Raw genomic sequence first — 16,828 nt, 5'->3', positions numbered from 1 at the left:
TCAGCGCCGACGTCGACGCCGCGGTCGCGCCGTCGCCACCGCCACCGAGGCGAGCGCGAGCGCGATCATGACGGCCCCTTCGGCTGTTCCCGGGGTTCCCGGCGCCGGCCACACCAGGTCGATCAGCAGCGACGACACGAGCTGGCCGACCACGACGCCGAGGCCCAGCAGCAGGACCCCCGTCCTCTGGACGATCGCCGCCGACAGGAAGATGTAGGCGACCCCGAGCGCGCCACCGACGTAGACCCACACCTCCGTCGGCGCCGGTGCGGGCGGGCCGCTGAGGGCGACGTGGACGCCGGCGACGACGAGGAGCAGCAGGGTGCCCCCGGCGAAGTTCACCAGCGTCGCCACCAGCGCCGAGTCGATCCGCTGGCGCAGCCGGCCGTTCGTCGCCTGTTGCCACGCGATCCCCGCGCCGACGAAGAACGGCAGCACCGGCATCCACCAGGGGATGCCGCGCAGCGCCGGCCCGGTCAGCGCCAGCGCCACCGCGCCCACCGCGAGCGCGCCGCCGATCAGGCGCGGCACCGTCACGGCCATCACCCCGCCCGGCGCGTAGCCGACGCGGTCGAGGACGAGACCGGCGACCGTCCCTCCGGCCACCGAACCGACCGTGTACAGGGCCACCCCGATGATGCCGACGGTGAGCCCCTGGGTCGCGACCGAGAAGGCGCCGGCCGCACCGCCGGCGAACATCCACCACGGGACCGCGTGCGCCCGCACCGCGGCGCCGAGGCGGCGGAGTCCCGCACGGCCGGCGGGAAGCAGCAGGCACACCGCGACGACGAGGACGAGTCCGGAGGAGAACGACACTGCGGCGGCGACGAATCCGTCCTCGAACCGGACGCCGAGCTGTCCGTTGACCCGCGCCTGGAGGGCGGTGAGAACGCCCACGAGCACGGCGCCGCCGAGGGCGAGGGTGCCGGCGAACCGTGACACAGCCGGGTCCGGCATCCGTGCGGTCATCGAGCCGACGACGGGACTTGAACCCGTAACCGCCCGATTACAAGTCGGGTGCGCTACCAATTGCGCCACGTCGGCAGAACGCCCAGTGTACCGGCGCCCGCGGAGCGGTCCGCGTCAGGGCGTCGGCGTGCTCGTCGGCGTCGGGGTGGGGCTCGGCGTCGCCGCCTCGCGGTAGTAGGTGTCGCTCGCGACCGTGAGAACGAACTGCGAGAACTCCTTCGGGTCGGTGAGGGCGCCGACGTAGGGCGTGCCGTTGACGAGGATCGTGGGGGTTCCGGTCAGCGCGACGCCGTCGGTGTCGGGCAGGCCCTTCAGCGCGCGCTCGGTGGCGGAGTTCGCCCACGAGACGAACGCCTGCTCCTCGATGCACTCGCGGACCACCGCGGGGCTCTCGACCCCGGATGCCTGGGCGATGTCGGCGATCTCGGTGTCGGTGTAGCCGTCCTCGTCGACGTTCGGCTGATCGCTCAGCAACGCGTGGTTGAAGGCGAAGAGGGCGTCGGGCGAGTGGGTCGCGACGCACGCGGCCGCACCGGCCGCGCGCAGGGAGTACTTGGTGCCGTTGGACTTCGCCGTGAGCATGGCGACCGGGTAGTAGGTGAGCTCGGCCGCACCCTCGTCCACCCACTGCGACAGCTGCTGGACGTTGGCGAGCTGGAACTCGCGCGATCCGGTGGAGAGGTAGTCGACGTACACGCGGATGTCGACGGCCGGACGCGCCGTGGGCTCCGGCGTCGGCTCGGCGGTCTCCTCCGCCTCCGGGGTCGGAGATGCGGTCGCCTCACCGGCGAGGGCGTCGGCGACTCCGGCATCCTCGGCCACCATGCTCACTCCGGCGACGGCCGAGACCGTGAAGCCGTCTCCGGAGACGTTCTCCGGGCTGAGGAGCGGCTTGGATGCCGACGAGGACACCGCGTACGTCACACCGACCGCGCCGGCGGCCACGACCGCGACGACCACCGACGCCAGAGCCACCGAGCGCGCGATGCGCGCACGGGATTGGCGGACCCGCACCTGCTGGGCCTTCTCGCGCACCGCATCTCGGCGGTCGCGGGGCGCAGGAGCGTTCGGGGTTTCGTCGCTCGACATGGAACCTCTCGCAAGACGTGTGGCCGGGCATCCGGCAGGCGGCGAACGGGGGCGTTTCGCGGCCGAGGAAGATGCTAACGATCCAGTCTGGGAAATGACCAGACACCCCATCCATGTCCGCCGTACCGCCCCTCGAGCGGTCCGTGGCATACTGAGCGAAGCGTCCGACGAAGGGCGCGCGGGTCACACCCGCTCATTCCATCACTACGGATCGTCCGGCACGTACCTGCCGGTGAAGGAGAAGAGAACAATGGCGTCCGTCACATTCGACAACGCAACCCGTCTGTACCCCGGAGGCACCCGCGCCGCCGTCGACAAGCTCAACCTCGAGGTGGGCGACGGCGAGTTCCTCGTCCTGGTCGGCCCCTCCGGCTGCGGAAAGTCGACGTCGCTGCGCATGCTCGCCGGCCTCGAAGAGGTCAACTCGGGCCGCATCCTCATCGGTGACCGCGACGTCACCGACGTGCCCCCGAAGGACCGCGACATCGCGATGGTCTTCCAGAACTACGCGCTGTACCCGCACATGACCGTGGCCGAGAACATGGGCTTCGCCCTGAAGATCGCCGGTGTCAACAAGGAGGAGCGCGCGACCCGCGTCCTCGAGGCCGCCAAGCTCCTCGACCTCGAGCAGTACCTCACCCGCAAGCCGAAGGCCCTCTCGGGTGGTCAGCGTCAGCGCGTGGCAATGGGTCGCGCGATCGTGCGTCAGCCCCAGGTCTTCCTCATGGACGAGCCGCTGTCGAACCTCGACGCCAAGCTCCGTGTCCAGACGCGTACGCAGATCGCCTCCCTCCAGCGCCGCCTGGGCGTCACCACCGTCTACGTCACCCACGACCAGACCGAGGCCCTCACCATGGGCGACCGCATCGCGGTGCTCAAGGACGGCATCCTGCAGCAGGTCGGCAGCCCGCGCGACCTGTACGAGCGCCCGAACAACGTCTTCGTCGCCGGCTTCATCGGCTCGCCCGCGATGAACCTGTTCCCGTCGAGCCTCGCCGATGGTGGCGTCATGTTCGGCTCGGAGGTCGTGCCGCTCGACCGCGACACCGTGGGCCGTGCCCACGGCAGCGAGGTCACCGTCGGTGTCCGCCCCGAGGACATCGTCGTCGGCCCCGCCGACGGCAAGGGCCTCTCGGTCACCGTCGACCTCGTCGAGGAACTCGGCGCGGACGGCTACCTCTACGGCCACACCGACATCAACGGCAAGCGCACCGACATCGTCGCGCGCGTCGACGGCCGTCGCCACCCGAACGCCGGCGACACGGTCACCCTCGCGGCGACCGCCGGTCACGTCCACGCGTTCGACATGGAGACCGGCGAGCGCCTCAACGACGCTCCGGTGATCTCGGGCAACTAACATCGTCACTGCGGCGCGGAGGGTCTCACCGGCCCTCCGCGCCGCAGCCGTTTCCGCCCGCCTCGCCACCCGGGAGTCCGATGTCCGACGCACTGCGCATCACCGCGAGCTCCGTGGATCCGGGTCTGCTCGCCCTCCCCTGGTCGACGCCGCTCGCGGACTGGCCCTCGCACCACATCGTCTTCCTCCCCAAGGGCCTCTCGCGTCACCTCGTGCGCTTCGCCAATCTCTCCGGTCGCGTCGTGGCGATCAAGGAGACGACCGAGGAGATGGCCCGCCGCGAGTACGACATGCTCGGCAATCTCTCCCGACTCGACGCTCCGTGCGTGGAGCGCGTCGCCGTGATCGCCGGGCGAACGGATGCCGACGGCACTCCGCTCCCGGCGGCGCTGGTGACGGCGCACCTGAAGTTCTCGCTCCCCTATCGCGCCCTGTTCACCCAGATTCTGCGCCCCGACACCGCGACGCGCCTCGTCGACGCCCTCGCCGTCCTCCTCGTCCGCCTGCACAACGTCGGGTTCTTCTGGGGTGACGTGTCCCTGTCGAACACCCTCTTCCGCCGCGACGCGGGCGCCTTCGCGGCCTACCTCGTCGACGCCGAGACCGGCGAACTCCACGAAACGGGTCTGACCGACGGCCAGCGTGCGCACGACCTCGACGTCGCGCGCACGAACATCGCCGGCGAGATCATGGACCTCGAGGCGGGTGGGCGGCTCGAGGGCGGCGTCGACGCCGTGGCGATCGCCGACGGCATCATGTCGTCGTACCACTCGCTGTGGGCCGCCCTCACCGACACCGAGACCTTCGGCTCGGACGAGGCGTGGCGCCTCACCGAGCGCGTCCAGAAGCTCAACTCCATCGGCTTCGACATCGGCGAGATGTCGATCACCACCACGCCGGACGGCACGCGGGTGTCGATCCAGCCCAAGGTCGTCGACGCCGGACACCACCAACGGCGCCTGCTGCGCCTGACGGGCCTCGACGTCGAGGAGAACCAGGCACGGCGCCTGCTGAACGACCTGGACGAATTCCGAGCCCGCATCTCGCGCCTCGGCGCCGACGAGGAGATGGCCGCGCACGAGTGGCTGACCCGCGTGTTCGAGCCGGTGGTGCTGGCGATCCCATTCGATCTGCGCGCCAAGCTCGAGCCCGCCGAGGTCTTCCACCAGGTGCTCGAGCATCGCTGGTACATGTCCCAGACCCGCGGGCGCTCCGTCCCGCTGGCCGAGGTGCTGACGAGCTACATCGACGACGTGCTGCGCCACCGGCGCGACGAGGCGACCCTCATGGGCCCCTCGACAGAGACGATGTCCCTCCCCGTCGTCACCTCCGCCGTCCCGGTGGTCGACGAGGACGACGACATCGACTGGCGCGACCTCGTCTGACCTCCGGGCCTGGGCTGAGGCGCGTCAGTACCCGACCGTGAACCGTTCCCGGGAGTGGCGCGGGTTCTCGATCTCGTCGACGACGGCCACGGCGAGGTCGGCGCCGGAGATGAAGGACTCACCGTCGGCATCCGTCACCAGGACGTCACCGCCGTCGCGGTAGCTCCCGGTGCGCTCGCCAGGATTCCAGGCGCCGAATCCGCCCGCGGGGTGGACGTAGAACCAGTCGTGGCCGCGGTCGTCCGCCTGCAGGTCCTCGAGGATGCCGATGGCCTCGAGCGCCTCGGGCTTGTACTCCTCGGTGAAGGACGGCTGATCGATGAGCCGCTCGCCGCCGGGGGCGATGAGGCTGCCGCCCGCCCCACCGATCACGCCGATCCGGACGGTGCCGGGGAGGCGGTCGACCAGGGCGGCGATGTTCTGCCGGACGTTGCCCAGCATGTCACCGCGCGCGGCGACGGTCGACACCACGACGTCGACACCCTCCAGCTCCGTCACGAGACCCGGCACGTCGAGGATGGTGCCCTCGACGTACGTGGCCCCCTCGATGCGCTCGGCGGGGACGGAGCGCGCCACGGAGACGACGGTGTGTCCGCGCGAGACGGCTTCGGCCACGATGTGGCTCCCGGCGTATCCGGTGCCACCGATGACGGCGATGCGTGCCATGGGAGAGGTCCTTTCCTGAAGGATCTTCAGAGGGATCGCGTCGTGAAACCGCCGCGCTCGGGTCGGCATTCCCTCACACGAGCAGACCGAGCGGGTTCTCCACGTGCGCGACGAACGCCGCGAGCCACTGCGCGGCGAGGGCGCCGTCCATCGCCCGGTGGTCGGCCGACAGGGTGACCGTCATCACGGTGGCGACCTCAAGGTTCCCCTCCGCCGACACGACCGGACGCGCGGATGCCGCCCCGACGGCCAGGATCCCGGCGTGCGGGGGGTTGATGATCGCCGAGAACTCCTTCGTGCCGTACATGCCGAGGTTCGACACCGCGAACGACCCGCCCTCGAGCTCCTGCTGCTTCAGGCGCCCCGCGCGGGCGCGCTCCGCGAGGTCTCGGACCTCGGCGGCGATCGCACCGAGCGGTTTGGACTGCACGTCGCGGAGGACGGGGGTGACGAGTCCGCCCGGAATCGAGACGGCCACGCCGATGTCGACGGCGTCGAAGCGCCGGATCGCGTCCGTGGTCCAGATCGCGTTGGCCTCGACGACATCCGTCATCGCCGCCGCCACCGCCTTCAGCACGATGTCGTTGACCGACACCTTCACCGCGGTGCGGGTGTTGATGCGTCGACGGAGATCGATCAGCTCGTCGACGCGGCAGTCCGCGGTGAGGAAGAAGTGGGGCACGGTGGTGACGCTCTCCGTCAGCCGCCGCGCGATCGCCCGGCGCATCGGCGTGTGCGCCTCGTCCCGGAAGCCCGCCCCCGGCAGGGGCGCCGCATCCGGCGCGGGTGCCACCTCCGGCGTCGACGGCGCGGACTCCGGGGTGTCCTGCGAGGACGGCACCCGCTCCGTCGACGGTGCCGCTGCGCCGAGGGCGTCGAGGTCGCGCCGCACTATCCGTCCGTGCGGACCCGATCCGCGGACCGCGCCGAGATCGACGCCGCGTTCCCGCGCGAGACGCCGCACCAGCGGGCTCGCGAACAGACGCGCCGGGGCCGGCGTCGCGGAATCGACCGACGTGGTCTGGGCGGAGGGCGGAGCCGCCGCCTCGGGCGATTCCCCCCTGCCTGCGAGCACGGCGATCGGATCGCCGACGGCGACGGATGCCCCGGGTTCGACCAGGAGCGCGGCGACGGTCCCCGCCTCCTCGGCTTCGTACTCGACGATCGCCTTCTCCGTCTCGATCTCGACGATCGGCTGCCCGGCGTCGACGGTGTCCCCCACGGCGACGAGCCAGGTCTGCACGGCGGCCTCCGTGGCCCCCGCGGCGAGCGCCGGCATCCGCACGGTGATGCTCACGGTCGTCCTCCCCAGCCCTCGCGCACCCGTTCGAGCCCGGCCACGACCTCCTCGGTCCGCGCGATCGCGGCGCGTTCGAGGACTTTCGAGATGCTCGGGCTCGCCTCACCGCCGGTGACCCGCTCGATCGGCTGGTCGAGCCAGTCGAAGAAGCGTCGCTGGAGCTCGTCCGCGAGCCACGCGCCGTACGAGGTGCCCCTGGCCCCCTGCTCGACGATGAGGACGTTGTTGGTCTTGCGGATGCTCTCCCCGACGGTGTCCCAGTCGAGCGATGCACGGTCGAGCCAGCGCAGGTCGATCACCTCGGCATCGACGCCGGTCTGCTCGACCGCCTCCAGGGCGTGCCCGACCATCGACAGGTACGTCAGCACTGTGACGTCGGCCCCGGATCGTCGGACGGCGGCGGAGCCGGGCGGAATCACGTAGTCGAGGTCGCCGACGGGGACACGGTCGGTCGTGCCGTACAGATCGACGTGCTCGATGACCAGGACCGGGTCCTCGAGAGCGAGCGCGGCATTCATCAGGCCGACGTAGTCCGCGGCGGAGGAGGCCGCGACGATCCGCCATCCGGGGCTGGTGGCGAAGATCCCCGCCGGGTCCATCAGATGCTGCGATCCGTACCCCGATCCCATCGCGACCTTCGTCCGCAGGACCAGCGGCAGGGTGTTGTTGTCGCCGAACATGTGACGGGCCTTCCCCACCTGGTTGAACACCTGGTCGGCGGCGACCCAGAGGAAGTCGGGGTACATGAACTCGACAACAGGACGGAACCGACCGTCCAGGGCGATGCCGCCGGCGAGTCCGAAGAACGCGTTCTCGCTGATCGGCGTGCCGATCACCCGGTCGGGTCCGTAGGCCTTCGCGAGACCCTTGGTCGCTCCGTTCGTGCCGCCGTTGAGTCGGTGGACGTCCTCCCCCAGCACGATGATGCGCGGGTCCTCGGACATCCGCCGGTCCATGACCGCCGCGACCGCGTCGACGAATCTCGTCTCGCGCCACTCGCCCTCGCTCGGGTCGGGCTCGCGGAGGTCGCGGTCGTCGAGCTCCGCGCCGTCTCCGCGGATCCCCCGATCCACGTGACCGGGGTCGGGCCAGAGGGCGGGACGGATGCGGTTCCGTCCGGCGTTGTCGGGGTCCTCCTCCACGAGTGCTGCCACGGCATCGGCCATCGCCGCCAGGGCCTGCTCCCGCACCGCCCGCGCGGAGTCCTCGGTGAGGAGCCCGCGCCGGATCATCTCGGATGCGACGCGCTCGATCGGGTCGCGCGCCCGCCAGGACGCCTCCTCCTGCTTGGAGCGGTAGCCGAACGCGCTCCCCGGGTAGGGGCCGTTCTGGTGGAAGTACCGGTAGACCTCGGCTTCGACGATCGCCGGGCCCTCCCCGGCCCGCATGCGGACGAAGGCCTCCTCGCAGGCGAGGTGGACCGCGAGGGGATCCATCCCGTCCACGCGCCACGACGGGATCGCGAAGCCCTGGCCGCGGACGGAGAAGCGCGGATCGGCGCTCGCCTCGTCGGCGTGGGTGGACACCGCGTACAGATTGTTCTCGATGAAGTACATCACCGGCAGCTTCCACACTGCGGCGAGGTTCATCGATTCCAGGATCGACCCGATCTGCGCGGCGCCGTCGCCGAGGTAGTTGATCGACACGTCGGTGGTGCCCGCGTGTTTCTGCGCCCAGGCGTTCCCCGTGGCGATCGGGGCTCCGCCGCCGACGATTGCGTTGGTGCCGAGAGCCCCCGCCTCGAGCCACTGCAGGTGCATCGACCCGCCGCGTCCGCCGGAGAAGCCCTGCGCGAGCCCGAGGATCTCGGCGAGCGTGCGCTGCAGGAGCGCCTGCAGCGTCGGTGACACCAGGGCATCGAGGTCCAGCGCGCCACCGGAGACATGGACGATCGCCTTTGCGAGGAACTGGTGGTGCCCGCGATGCGAGCCGTTCACGGCATCGGTCGACCGGAGCCCCACGATCGAGCCGACCGCGCCGCCCTCCTGCCCGATGCTCGAGTGCGCCGGTCCGTGGACGAGTCCCTGCGCCGCGAGGTCGAGGACGGACTCCTCGAAGGCCCGGATGAGATGCAGCTGACCGAGCATGGTCGCAAGCAGCGCCGGATCGGCGGCCGCCCAGTCCTCGGGCGTGGTGCGGAGCTCTGTCCACGGGACGCCGGTGTGCAGGGGGTGGTGCTCGGGCATGTCGTCTCCATCGATGCGCATGCGGGTGGTGTGATCGAACGGTACGCCTGATTGCATCCAATCGCAACCATCGGCCGCGATATCACCGGAGCACCTGGCGACGGCGCGGTTCTCCTGGATACAATTCAGCCATCGAGCACACGGAGGTCGCGATGGGCATTCCCGGGATGCGAGGTGCGGACCACATCGGATTCACGGTCCCCGACCTCGACGAGGCCGAGGCGTTCTTCGTGGACGTCCTCGGCGCCGAGCGCATCTACACCCTCGGCCCCAAGCGCGCCGAGGACGAGTGGATGCGCGTACAGCTCGGCGTCCATCCGCGCACGGAGATCCGGGAGATCCGCTTCTTCCGCCTCGGTCACGGCACGAACGTCGAGCTGTTCGCCTACGACAGTGCCGACGGTCAGGCACCGCCGCCCCGCAACAGCGACATCGGTGGACATCACCTCGCCCTCTACGTCGACGACATGGATGCCGCCGTGGCGCACCTGCGCGCGCACGACGTCGAGATCATGGGCACGCCGGTCACCAGCACGGGCGCGTCCGCCGGGCAGCGCTGGATCTACTTCCGCAGCCCCTGGGGCATGCAGTTCGAGCTCGTCAGCTTCCCCGACGGCAAGGCGTACGAACGCGACGGCGGTCCGCTGCTCTGGCACCCGGCCCGGCCCGCCGAATGAGCGACGCGGCGACGCGCACACGCGACGGTGACGCCGGCATCCGGATCGCCGACGGCGTGCGCGCCGGCATCATCTCCGGCATCCACCCTCCCGGCGCCCGCATCCGCCAGGAGGACCTCGCCGCGCAGTACGGAGCGAGCCGGGTGCCCGTGCGGGAGGCGATCCGGCAGCTGGAGTACGAGGGTCTCGTCACCGTGGTCCCCAACGCCGGGGCCTGGGTCGTGCGCCTCACCCTGGCCGAGTGCGAGGAGATCTACCGCATGCGCGAGCGGCTCGAGCCCCTGCTCCTCCGGTACTCGGCGCCGCATCTCGCCCCGGGCGACATCGACGAGCTGCACGCCCTCGCCGAGCAGATCACGGCGACGGGCGAGGACACCGACGCCTTCCTCACCCTGGACACCGCGTTCCACCTCGCGAGCTACGCCGGCGCGCGCACCGCGCAGCTGGGGGACCTCGTCGGGCGCCTGTGGAACTCCACCGCCCCCTACCGGCGGGCGTACGTGTCATCCTGGTCGGCCGATGCGCGCCGCATCGCCCACGAGGAGCACCACCTCATGATCGCCTCACTGCGCGACGGCGACACCGCCGAGGCGGAGCGGATCCTCGCCGGCCACATCCGCCGGACACGGCGCCATCTCGCGCGGACCCCGGAGATCTTCGACGCCGCGGTCGATCAGCGCGCGCCCTGATCGACGGCGGCGAGCATCTCGTCGACGAGGTCCGGCGCCGGCATCCGCCGCCCCTGCTCGACGTCCAGGGCGAGGCGCACGACGGCGGCATTGACCGGAGTCGGGATGCCGCACAGCACGCCGTGGGTAACCACCTCGCCGTTGAGGTCGTCGACCTCGCTGCGCCGGCCCTTCGTCCAGTCCTGCAGCACGGTCGTCGTCGCCCCCGGAACGACGAAGCCCGAGAACAGGCGATCCGTCATGACCTCCACGACACCGCGCGGGTCGCGCAGGTCGTCCTCGTCGAGACCGAAGATCGGCAGCGTCTCGTGTCCGAGTGCTTCTCCGACGGCGAGCGCCTCCTCCCCCGCCGCCACCATCACGCGCCGGAAGCCGGGGACGTGGAGGGCATCGAGCATCGGGAGCCCGAGGAGCGCCGACGGCACGAGAAGGGTGCAGTTGCTCACCAGCTTCATCCACTTCGCCGCGGCGATCTTCGTCGTGACCGCCACGGTGCCGGCGTGCGCGAGGATCCGCCGCACCTCCTCCACCCGGTCGGTGGGGCCGCCGCGAAGGGCCCCGAGCGCGAACCAGGATCGGCTCACCCCGGTGTGCCGATGGATGACGCCGGGCTCGGTCATCGTCGCCGAGCATTCGATGACGCACCCCAGGGTGCGCTCGGCGCCCACGACGTCGGCGATCTCAGGCGCGGTCATCCCGTTCTGGACGCCGACGAGGATGCCGGTGCCGGCGAGGTACGGCTCGATCAGGCGCGCCGCCCAGGGCGTGTCGTACGCCTTCATCAGCATCAGGACCACGTCGAACGGCCGGCGGAGCTCGGCGACCTCGCACAGGTGGAGGACGTGAGGGCGGACGTGCAGGTCGCCGTCGGGCGAGACCACGCGCAGGCCGTCCGCGCGCATGGCCTCCACGTGCGCCGGCCACTGCTCGATGAGAGTGACGTCGAGTCCTGCGGCGATGAGGTCCGCGCCGAGGGACGCGCCGTTCGCTCCGGCGCCGAGGATCGCGATGCGGGGGGACATGAGCTCCCTCTTCCTCGAGGTGAACGTGTGCGACTCCCTGCACGATACAGCAAGGATGTACACGCGTCGCTTGATTCCGTCACAATACGCGAGCTACGCTGACGCATGTAAACCGTGACTGGACACTTTCGTCGATGGCGACGAAGAGAGCAGGCCCGCCATGATCCTCCATCTCGTCTCATTCCGGTTCCGCGAAGGCGTGACCGACGCGGACGTGGAACGCCTCACCGCGGCACTCCACGACATGGCCGCCGGCATCCCCGCGCTGCTGTCCTATGTCGCCGGTCCGAATCTGCACCTGCGCCCCGGCGGCATGGACTACGCGGTCGCCGCGATCGTCGCCCGCCCCGAGGATCTCGACACGTACCTCGACCACCCCGCCCACCTCGCGGTGTACTCCGCGCACCTCTCGGACATGATCACCGAGCGCGCCGCCGCGCAGCTTCCGCTCACCGACGGCACGCTGCGGTGAGCACCATGAGGGCCGCGGTCCTCCACGATGTCGGGGACCTCCGCGTCGAGGAGGTCCCCCGGCCGACGCCGTCCACGGGCGAGGTGCTCATCCGGGTCGGCGTCTGCGGGGTCTGCGGTTCGGATGCGACCGAGTTCGGACGCGGACGGGTTCTCGCGCGCCCGCCGGTGATCCTCGGACACGAGTTCTCCGGCACCGTCGAAGAGGTCGGGCCCGGCGTCTCCGGGCTGACTCCCGGGACGCCGGTCGTCTGTGGCGCCGGGGTGTCGTGCGGAACGTGCCGCCCCTGCCGGACCGGACGGACGAACCTCTGCCGGTCATACCTCACCCTCGGCTTCGGCCTCGACGGCGGTCTCGCCGAGTTCGTCGTCGCGCCCACGTCCGTCGTCTTCGACGTCGGCTCGACTGCGCTCTCCGCCGACACCCTCGGCCTCGCGCAGCCCATGGCGATCGCGGTGCACGCCGTGCGCCGCAGCGGGCTGCGTGCGGGACAGGATGCCGTGGTGGTGGGCATCGGCGGCATCGGCGCGTTCATCGCGCACGCCGCGGCGGCGACCGGCGCACGGGTGCTGGTCGTGGACACCACCCCCGCCCGGCTCGAGCTCGCCCTCGCGCTCGGCGCGGCCGAAGCGATGGTGGCGGGATCCGCTCGCCTTGCGGACGTCCTCGCCGAGCGGGGATTCGACCCGGAGGTGTTCTTCGAGGTCTCCGGCTCAGCCACCGGCCTCGCGTCGATCCTCGATGCCGCCACCCCCGGATCGACGATCGTCCCGGTCGGCATCCAACGCGGAGAGCCGGCTCTCCCCCTCGGCTCCTGGACGCTGCGCGAATACACGATCGTCGGCACGGTCGCCCACGTCTACGGCACCGATATCCCCGAGGCGGTGCGACTGCTCGCCGCACGCGAGGACTGGTCGGACGTCGCCGCGACCGTCCTGCCGCTCGACGACCTCGTCGACGGCGCGCTCCGGCCGCTGCTCGAGGGCGGCCGCACGCAGATCAAGACCCTCATCGACCCGTGGTCGTCCGTCCGTCGTCCCGCGGAGCACGGCCCCGCGACGGATGCCGCTGCGCGCTCCGCGATGGACTGACGCGGCGGCGGCGCCCGGGCGTCAGTCCATCCGCTCCATCGCCCGGAGGACGTCGACGGCCGACGCGGGGACCGCGGGCTCCACGAGGATCCCGGGCGCCGTCGGCGCGGCGAGGTTGTGCGCGCGCCGCCCGAAGACGAACCACACGCCCTTCGCCGGGCGGTCGGAGACGTTGGAGAACATGTGCGGGCGCATCGAGTCGAAGCTGAGCGAGTCGCCGGCGCCGAGGGTGAACGTGTCGAACTCCAGCTGCAGGGTCAGCTCGCCCTCGAGAAGGTAGGCGTACTCCACGCCGGCGTGGCGCATGAGCTTGCCCTCGATCGAACTGCTCGCGCCGGGCTGATACGTCACCAGGAGCGCGTCCGCCGGTCCGTCGGCCGTCGCGGCGAGCTTCTCCCACCGGACGCCGTTCTCCATCTCGATGACGGGGTAGTCGTGCGAGCGCTGCACGGTGGTCGCGGCGGGGCGGGGGGACGCGGGCGGCGGGGACGCGGCATCCGATGCGTCGACGGCCGCTCCCCCCTGGCCGACGAGGTCGTCGAGGGAGACGCCGAGGTGCGCCGCGAGGGCGAACAGCGTGGAGACAGAAGGCTGCGTGCGCCCGATCTCGACCTGGGACAGGAGCGATGCGGACACCCCGAGAGCCTGCGCCACCGAACGCAGGCTCAGCCCGCGCGCCGTCCGCACCTCGCGCAGGCGCGCTCCGAGACTGTCGCTCACGATGCCTCGCCTTCTCGCCGCGGCCGGTCGGCGCGGATCCCGTCATTGTAGAGCAGCACTTCACGCTCCCCCGGGAGGCACGGCGCCTACAGCAGCACGGTCCCGCGGTCGACGGGGAGGTTCACCGCCGAGACGCCGCGGTTGCGCAGGAGGAACTGCGTCGCGCCGACGACATCCGCCATCGTCGCCAGTTCACCGCCGGGGGTGTGCCGCTCATACTGCTCGAGCACCCCCGCGGGCTTGGTCGCCCAGAACGGACTGTCGCCGATGATGCCCGGATGCACGGCGTTCACGCGGATGGGAGCCAGCTCCAGCGCGAGCGTGTTCACCAATCCGGTCACGCCGCCGTTGATCGTCGACACCGTCGTCGATCCGGGGTACGGCAGATCCTTCGCGCGCCCCCCGAAGAGCACGATGCCGGTGTCGACGGAGTCCTCCATCCGGTCGAGGAGGGCGCGGATGACGGCGGTGTACCCGACGAGCTTCAAGGTCACGAGCCGCACCGCGCGATCGATGTCGTAGTCGCGCACCGTGTTCGCGTCCCTCTCGATGGCCGCGAGGACCAGCCCGTGCACGGGTCCGACCTCCGCGAGGCTCGCGGCCACGCCGTGCGGTTCGGAGATGTCCAGCGCGATACCGGTCGCGGCTTCTCCCAGTTCCGCCGCGATCGCGCGGGCGCGCTCGGCATCCCGACCGGTGAGCACGACCCGCTCCCCACGGGCGATGCAGTCCCGCGCGAGCTCCAGGCCGATGCCCGAGGTCCCGCCGACGATGACGATGGTGCGTGCGCTCACTTCTCCTCCTCGAGAAACAAGTAGGGCTGGACAGAAGTGTCCAGTACAGCTTTACTGGAGTCAACCCGACGGGCGCTGACACGTCAAGCCCCCGGAGCGTGAGGAGGATTCGATGAAGAACACCGGAACCACGGGGACCACCGCGGTCGATTGGGAAGCGCGCGTTGATTTCGAGCGCCTCCGCGACGAGCGCTTGGCGCGGTTGCACGCGGAGCTCGACCGGTCCCACCTGGGTGCCGTGCTCGCCTTCGACTTCTCCAACATCCGCTACATGAGCGGCACGCACATCGGCACGTGGGCGATGGACAAGCTGATCCGCTTCGCCCTCCTCACGCGCAAGACCGACCCGATCGTCTGGGACTTCGGGTCGGCCGCCAAGCACCACGCTCTCTACAACCCCTGGCTCGACGTCACCACCGCCGAAGCCGACGCCGACCCGCACTCCCCCCACGAGGGCGCCAAGCGTCCGCGTCTGGAGAGCGGGGCGCGCGCGGGGATCTCCACGCTGCGAGGCGCCTTCCCGCCCGACGCCGACCTCGCCGGCGACGTCGCCCGGAAGATCAAACGCGAACTCGAGAAGTTCGGACTCGCCGGCGAGCCCCTCGGGGTGGACGTCGTGGAGATGCCCGTGCTCATCGCCCTGCAGCGGGAGGGCATCGAGGTCGTCGACGGCCAGCAGGTGTTCATGGAGGCGCGCCGGATCAAGACCGGCGACGAGATCCGGCTGCTCACCCAGGCGGCGAGCATGGTCGACGCCGCCTACGAGGAGCTCCACCGGTTCCTGCGCCCCGGCGTCCGCGAGAACGAGGCGGTCGGGGTCGTCGCCAAGACCCTCTACGACCTCGGATCCGAATACGTCGAGGGGGTCAACGCGATCTCCGGTGAACGCTGCTCGCCGCACCCCCACGTCTTCAGCGACCGCCTCATCCGCCCCGGAGACCCGGCGTTCTTCGACATCCTGCACAGCTTCAACGGCTACCGCACGTGCTACTACCGGACCTTCGCGGTCGGATCGGCGAGCACCGCGCAGCGGGACGCGTACACCCGCGCCCGCGAGTACATGGACCGGGCGATCGCCCTCGTCCGTCCCGGAGCGACGACGGCCGACATCGCCGCAGTGTGGCCGCGCGCCGAGGAGTTCGGCTTCCCGGACGAGATGGCCGCGTTCGCCCTGCAGTACGGCCACGGCGTGGGCCTGTCCATCTGGGAGAAGCCCATCTTCTCCCGCCTGACCTCCTTCGATCACCCCGAGGTCCTCGAAGAGGGGATGGTGTTCGCCCTCGAGACCTACTGGCCCTCCTCCGACGGCTGGGGCGCGGCGCGCATCGAGGAGGAGGTCGTCGTGACTGCCGACGGATGCGAGGTCATCACCAAGTTCCCGGCGGAGGAGCTCATCGTCGCCGGGCGCCGCTACTACACCGTGGACGGCCCCCTCAACGTCAACCGGGACGCGCAGTCGCACCGCAACACCACGTGGGGGCGGGGCGAAGAGTGAGCACGGTCGGCTTCCTGGGGCTCGGCGCGATGGGCTCGGCGATGGCCGGGCGCCTCATCGATGCCGGTCGCGACGTCATCCTGTGGAACCGATCCGCGTCCGCTGTCGAGCCGCTCCTCGCCCGCGGCGGTAGCGCGGCCGGCAGCGCCGCCGAGGCGCTGTCCGCGGATGTCGCGATCTGCATGCTCGCCGACGACCGAGCGGTGGATGCCGTCATCGACGACGCGAACCTCGCGGCGACGCGCGGCCGGACGCTCGTCATGACCGCGTCCATCTCCCCCGACCTGAGCGCCGCCCTCGCCCAGCGCGTCGCCGATGCCGGGGGGACCTACGTCGCCGCACCCGTACTCGGGCGTCCCGCCGCCGCCGCCGCCGGGAAGCTGAACATCATGACGGCGGGACCGGCCGCCGCCGTCGACGCGGTCGTCCCGCTCCTCGACATCCTGGGGGTGCGGGTCTGGCGTCTCTCGGAGCGGGCCGCCGTCGCGCACGCGGTCAAGGCCGCGGTGAATTACAACATCATCCATGCGATGCAGGCCATCGGCGAGTCCGTCGCCATGACCGAGCGCTGGGGGGTGGATCCGGAGCTGTTCACCACCCTGCTGTCGCAGACCCTCTTCGGCGGCGTGGTCTACACCGGGTACGGGTCCATCATCGCCACCGGCGCCTACGACCCGCCCGGATTTCACATCGCGCTCGGGCGGAAGGACCTCGAGCTCGCCGCGGCCGTCGCGGCCGCAGTGGACGTGCACCCGCCGACCCTTGCCGTCCTGGTGCGCGTCTTCGACACCGCGCTGGCCGACCCGGAGCTGGCCGACCTCGACTGGTCGGCCATCGCGGAGGTCACGCGCCGCGACCTGCCCCTCGCCCCGGAGCATTCCTGACCCCCACACCCCACCCATCGCGAATCAAGGAG

The 16,828-nt window shown here is 71.0% G+C and carries 16 protein-coding genes and 1 tRNA gene; 8 read left to right on the top strand and 9 right to left on the bottom strand.

What is annotated here, in order from left to right:
* The 3 genes from KZC50_RS09380 to KZC50_RS09370 all read right to left on the bottom strand — a co-directional run bounded on the left by KZC50_RS09380 (nucleotide 1) and on the right by KZC50_RS09370 (nucleotide 2,058).
* The gene (locus KZC50_RS09380; protein ID WP_310891471.1) at nucleotides 1-957 is read right to left on the bottom strand and encodes a DMT family transporter; all 957 of its coding nucleotides are present in this window, start codon (nucleotides 955-957) and stop codon (nucleotides 1-3) included.
* Nucleotides 958-971: 14 nt separating this feature from the next.
* Nucleotides 972-1,044: transfer RNA gene (locus KZC50_RS09375), tRNA-Thr, on the bottom strand.
* 39 nt (nucleotides 1,045-1,083) lie between these two features.
* Nucleotides 1,084-2,058: a DsbA family protein gene (locus tag KZC50_RS09370; RefSeq protein WP_301135017.1), complete on the bottom strand. Its 975-nt coding sequence runs from the start codon at nucleotides 2,056-2,058 to the stop codon at nucleotides 1,084-1,086.
* 250 nt (nucleotides 2,059-2,308) lie between these two features.
* Between KZC50_RS09370 and KZC50_RS09365 the strand changes: the two genes are divergently transcribed.
* Nucleotides 2,309-3,415, top strand: a complete 1,107-nt coding sequence (locus tag KZC50_RS09365; RefSeq protein WP_301135018.1) for an ABC transporter ATP-binding protein — start codon at nucleotides 2,309-2,311, stop codon at nucleotides 3,413-3,415.
* A gap of 80 nt (nucleotides 3,416-3,495) precedes the next feature.
* A complete protein-coding gene (locus KZC50_RS09360; protein WP_053547910.1) occupies nucleotides 3,496-4,800 on the top strand; it encodes a DUF4032 domain-containing protein in 1,305 nt (434 codons plus the stop codon).
* 24 nt (nucleotides 4,801-4,824) lie between these two features.
* Here KZC50_RS09360 and KZC50_RS09355 read toward each other — a convergent pair whose 3' ends face one another.
* From KZC50_RS09355 to KZC50_RS09345, 3 genes are all read right to left on the bottom strand, one after another.
* Complete coding sequence (locus KZC50_RS09355; protein ID WP_301135019.1) at nucleotides 4,825-5,466, bottom strand: NAD(P)-dependent oxidoreductase; 642 nt, start codon at nucleotides 5,464-5,466, stop codon at nucleotides 4,825-4,827.
* A gap of 73 nt (nucleotides 5,467-5,539) precedes the next feature.
* Complete coding sequence (locus KZC50_RS09350) at nucleotides 5,540-6,763, bottom strand: dihydrolipoamide acetyltransferase family protein (protein ID WP_310891470.1); 1,224 nt, start codon at nucleotides 6,761-6,763, stop codon at nucleotides 5,540-5,542.
* Complete coding sequence (locus tag KZC50_RS09345; RefSeq protein ID WP_375294577.1) at nucleotides 6,760-8,973, bottom strand: alpha-ketoacid dehydrogenase subunit alpha/beta; 2,214 nt, start codon at nucleotides 8,971-8,973, stop codon at nucleotides 6,760-6,762. The genes KZC50_RS09350 and KZC50_RS09345 overlap by 4 nt, the downstream gene beginning before the upstream one ends.
* Before the next feature lie 131 nt (nucleotides 8,974-9,104).
* Between KZC50_RS09345 and KZC50_RS09340 the strand changes: the two genes are divergently transcribed.
* On the top strand, nucleotides 9,105-9,629 hold the full coding sequence (locus KZC50_RS09340; RefSeq protein WP_310891469.1) for a VOC family protein: 525 nt from the start codon (nucleotides 9,105-9,107) through the stop codon (nucleotides 9,627-9,629).
* Complete coding sequence (locus KZC50_RS09335; RefSeq protein ID WP_310891468.1) at nucleotides 9,626-10,318, top strand: GntR family transcriptional regulator; 693 nt, start codon at nucleotides 9,626-9,628, stop codon at nucleotides 10,316-10,318. The genes KZC50_RS09340 and KZC50_RS09335 overlap by 4 nt, the downstream gene beginning before the upstream one ends.
* Here the strand turns inward: KZC50_RS09335 and KZC50_RS09330 are convergent.
* Nucleotides 10,303-11,340: a ketopantoate reductase family protein gene (locus KZC50_RS09330; protein WP_310891467.1), complete on the bottom strand. Its 1,038-nt coding sequence runs from the start codon at nucleotides 11,338-11,340 to the stop codon at nucleotides 10,303-10,305. The genes KZC50_RS09335 and KZC50_RS09330 overlap by 16 nt on opposite strands.
* Before the next feature lie 160 nt (nucleotides 11,341-11,500).
* On the opposite strand from KZC50_RS09330, the gene KZC50_RS09325 reads away from it, so the two are divergent.
* Complete coding sequence (locus KZC50_RS09325) at nucleotides 11,501-11,812, top strand: Dabb family protein (protein ID WP_310891466.1); 312 nt, start codon at nucleotides 11,501-11,503, stop codon at nucleotides 11,810-11,812.
* 5 nt (nucleotides 11,813-11,817) lie between these two features.
* Entirely contained in the window at nucleotides 11,818-12,903 is a 1,086-nt protein-coding gene (locus KZC50_RS09320; protein WP_310891556.1) for a zinc-dependent alcohol dehydrogenase, read from the top strand.
* Between the two features lie 21 nt (nucleotides 12,904-12,924).
* Here the strand turns inward: KZC50_RS09320 and KZC50_RS09315 are convergent, their stop codons facing one another.
* Both KZC50_RS09315 and KZC50_RS09310 read right to left on the bottom strand, forming a co-directional pair.
* Entirely contained in the window at nucleotides 12,925-13,623 is a 699-nt protein-coding gene (locus KZC50_RS09315; RefSeq protein ID WP_310891465.1) for a helix-turn-helix domain-containing protein, read from the bottom strand.
* 86 nt (nucleotides 13,624-13,709) lie between these two features.
* A complete protein-coding gene (locus tag KZC50_RS09310) occupies nucleotides 13,710-14,417 on the bottom strand; it encodes an SDR family NAD(P)-dependent oxidoreductase (protein ID WP_310891464.1) in 708 nt (235 codons plus the stop codon).
* Between the two features lie 112 nt (nucleotides 14,418-14,529).
* Here KZC50_RS09310 and KZC50_RS09305 point away from each other — a divergent pair, with 112 nt between their 5' ends.
* Nucleotides 14,530-15,912, top strand: a complete 1,383-nt coding sequence (locus KZC50_RS09305; protein WP_310891463.1) for a M24 family metallopeptidase — start codon at nucleotides 14,530-14,532, stop codon at nucleotides 15,910-15,912.
* Nucleotides 15,909-16,796: an NAD(P)-dependent oxidoreductase gene (locus KZC50_RS09300; protein WP_310891462.1), complete on the top strand. Its 888-nt coding sequence runs from the start codon at nucleotides 15,909-15,911 to the stop codon at nucleotides 16,794-16,796. The genes KZC50_RS09305 and KZC50_RS09300 overlap by 4 nt, the downstream gene beginning before the upstream one ends.
* The last annotated feature ends 32 nt before the right edge of the window (nucleotides 16,797-16,828 follow it).

The sequence above is a fragment of the Microbacterium aurantiacum genome, assembly GCF_031625015.1.
GTDB lineage: Bacteria > Actinomycetota > Actinomycetes > Actinomycetales > Microbacteriaceae > Microbacterium > Microbacterium aurantiacum.
This window is presented reverse-complemented; position numbering and strand designations above follow the sequence as displayed.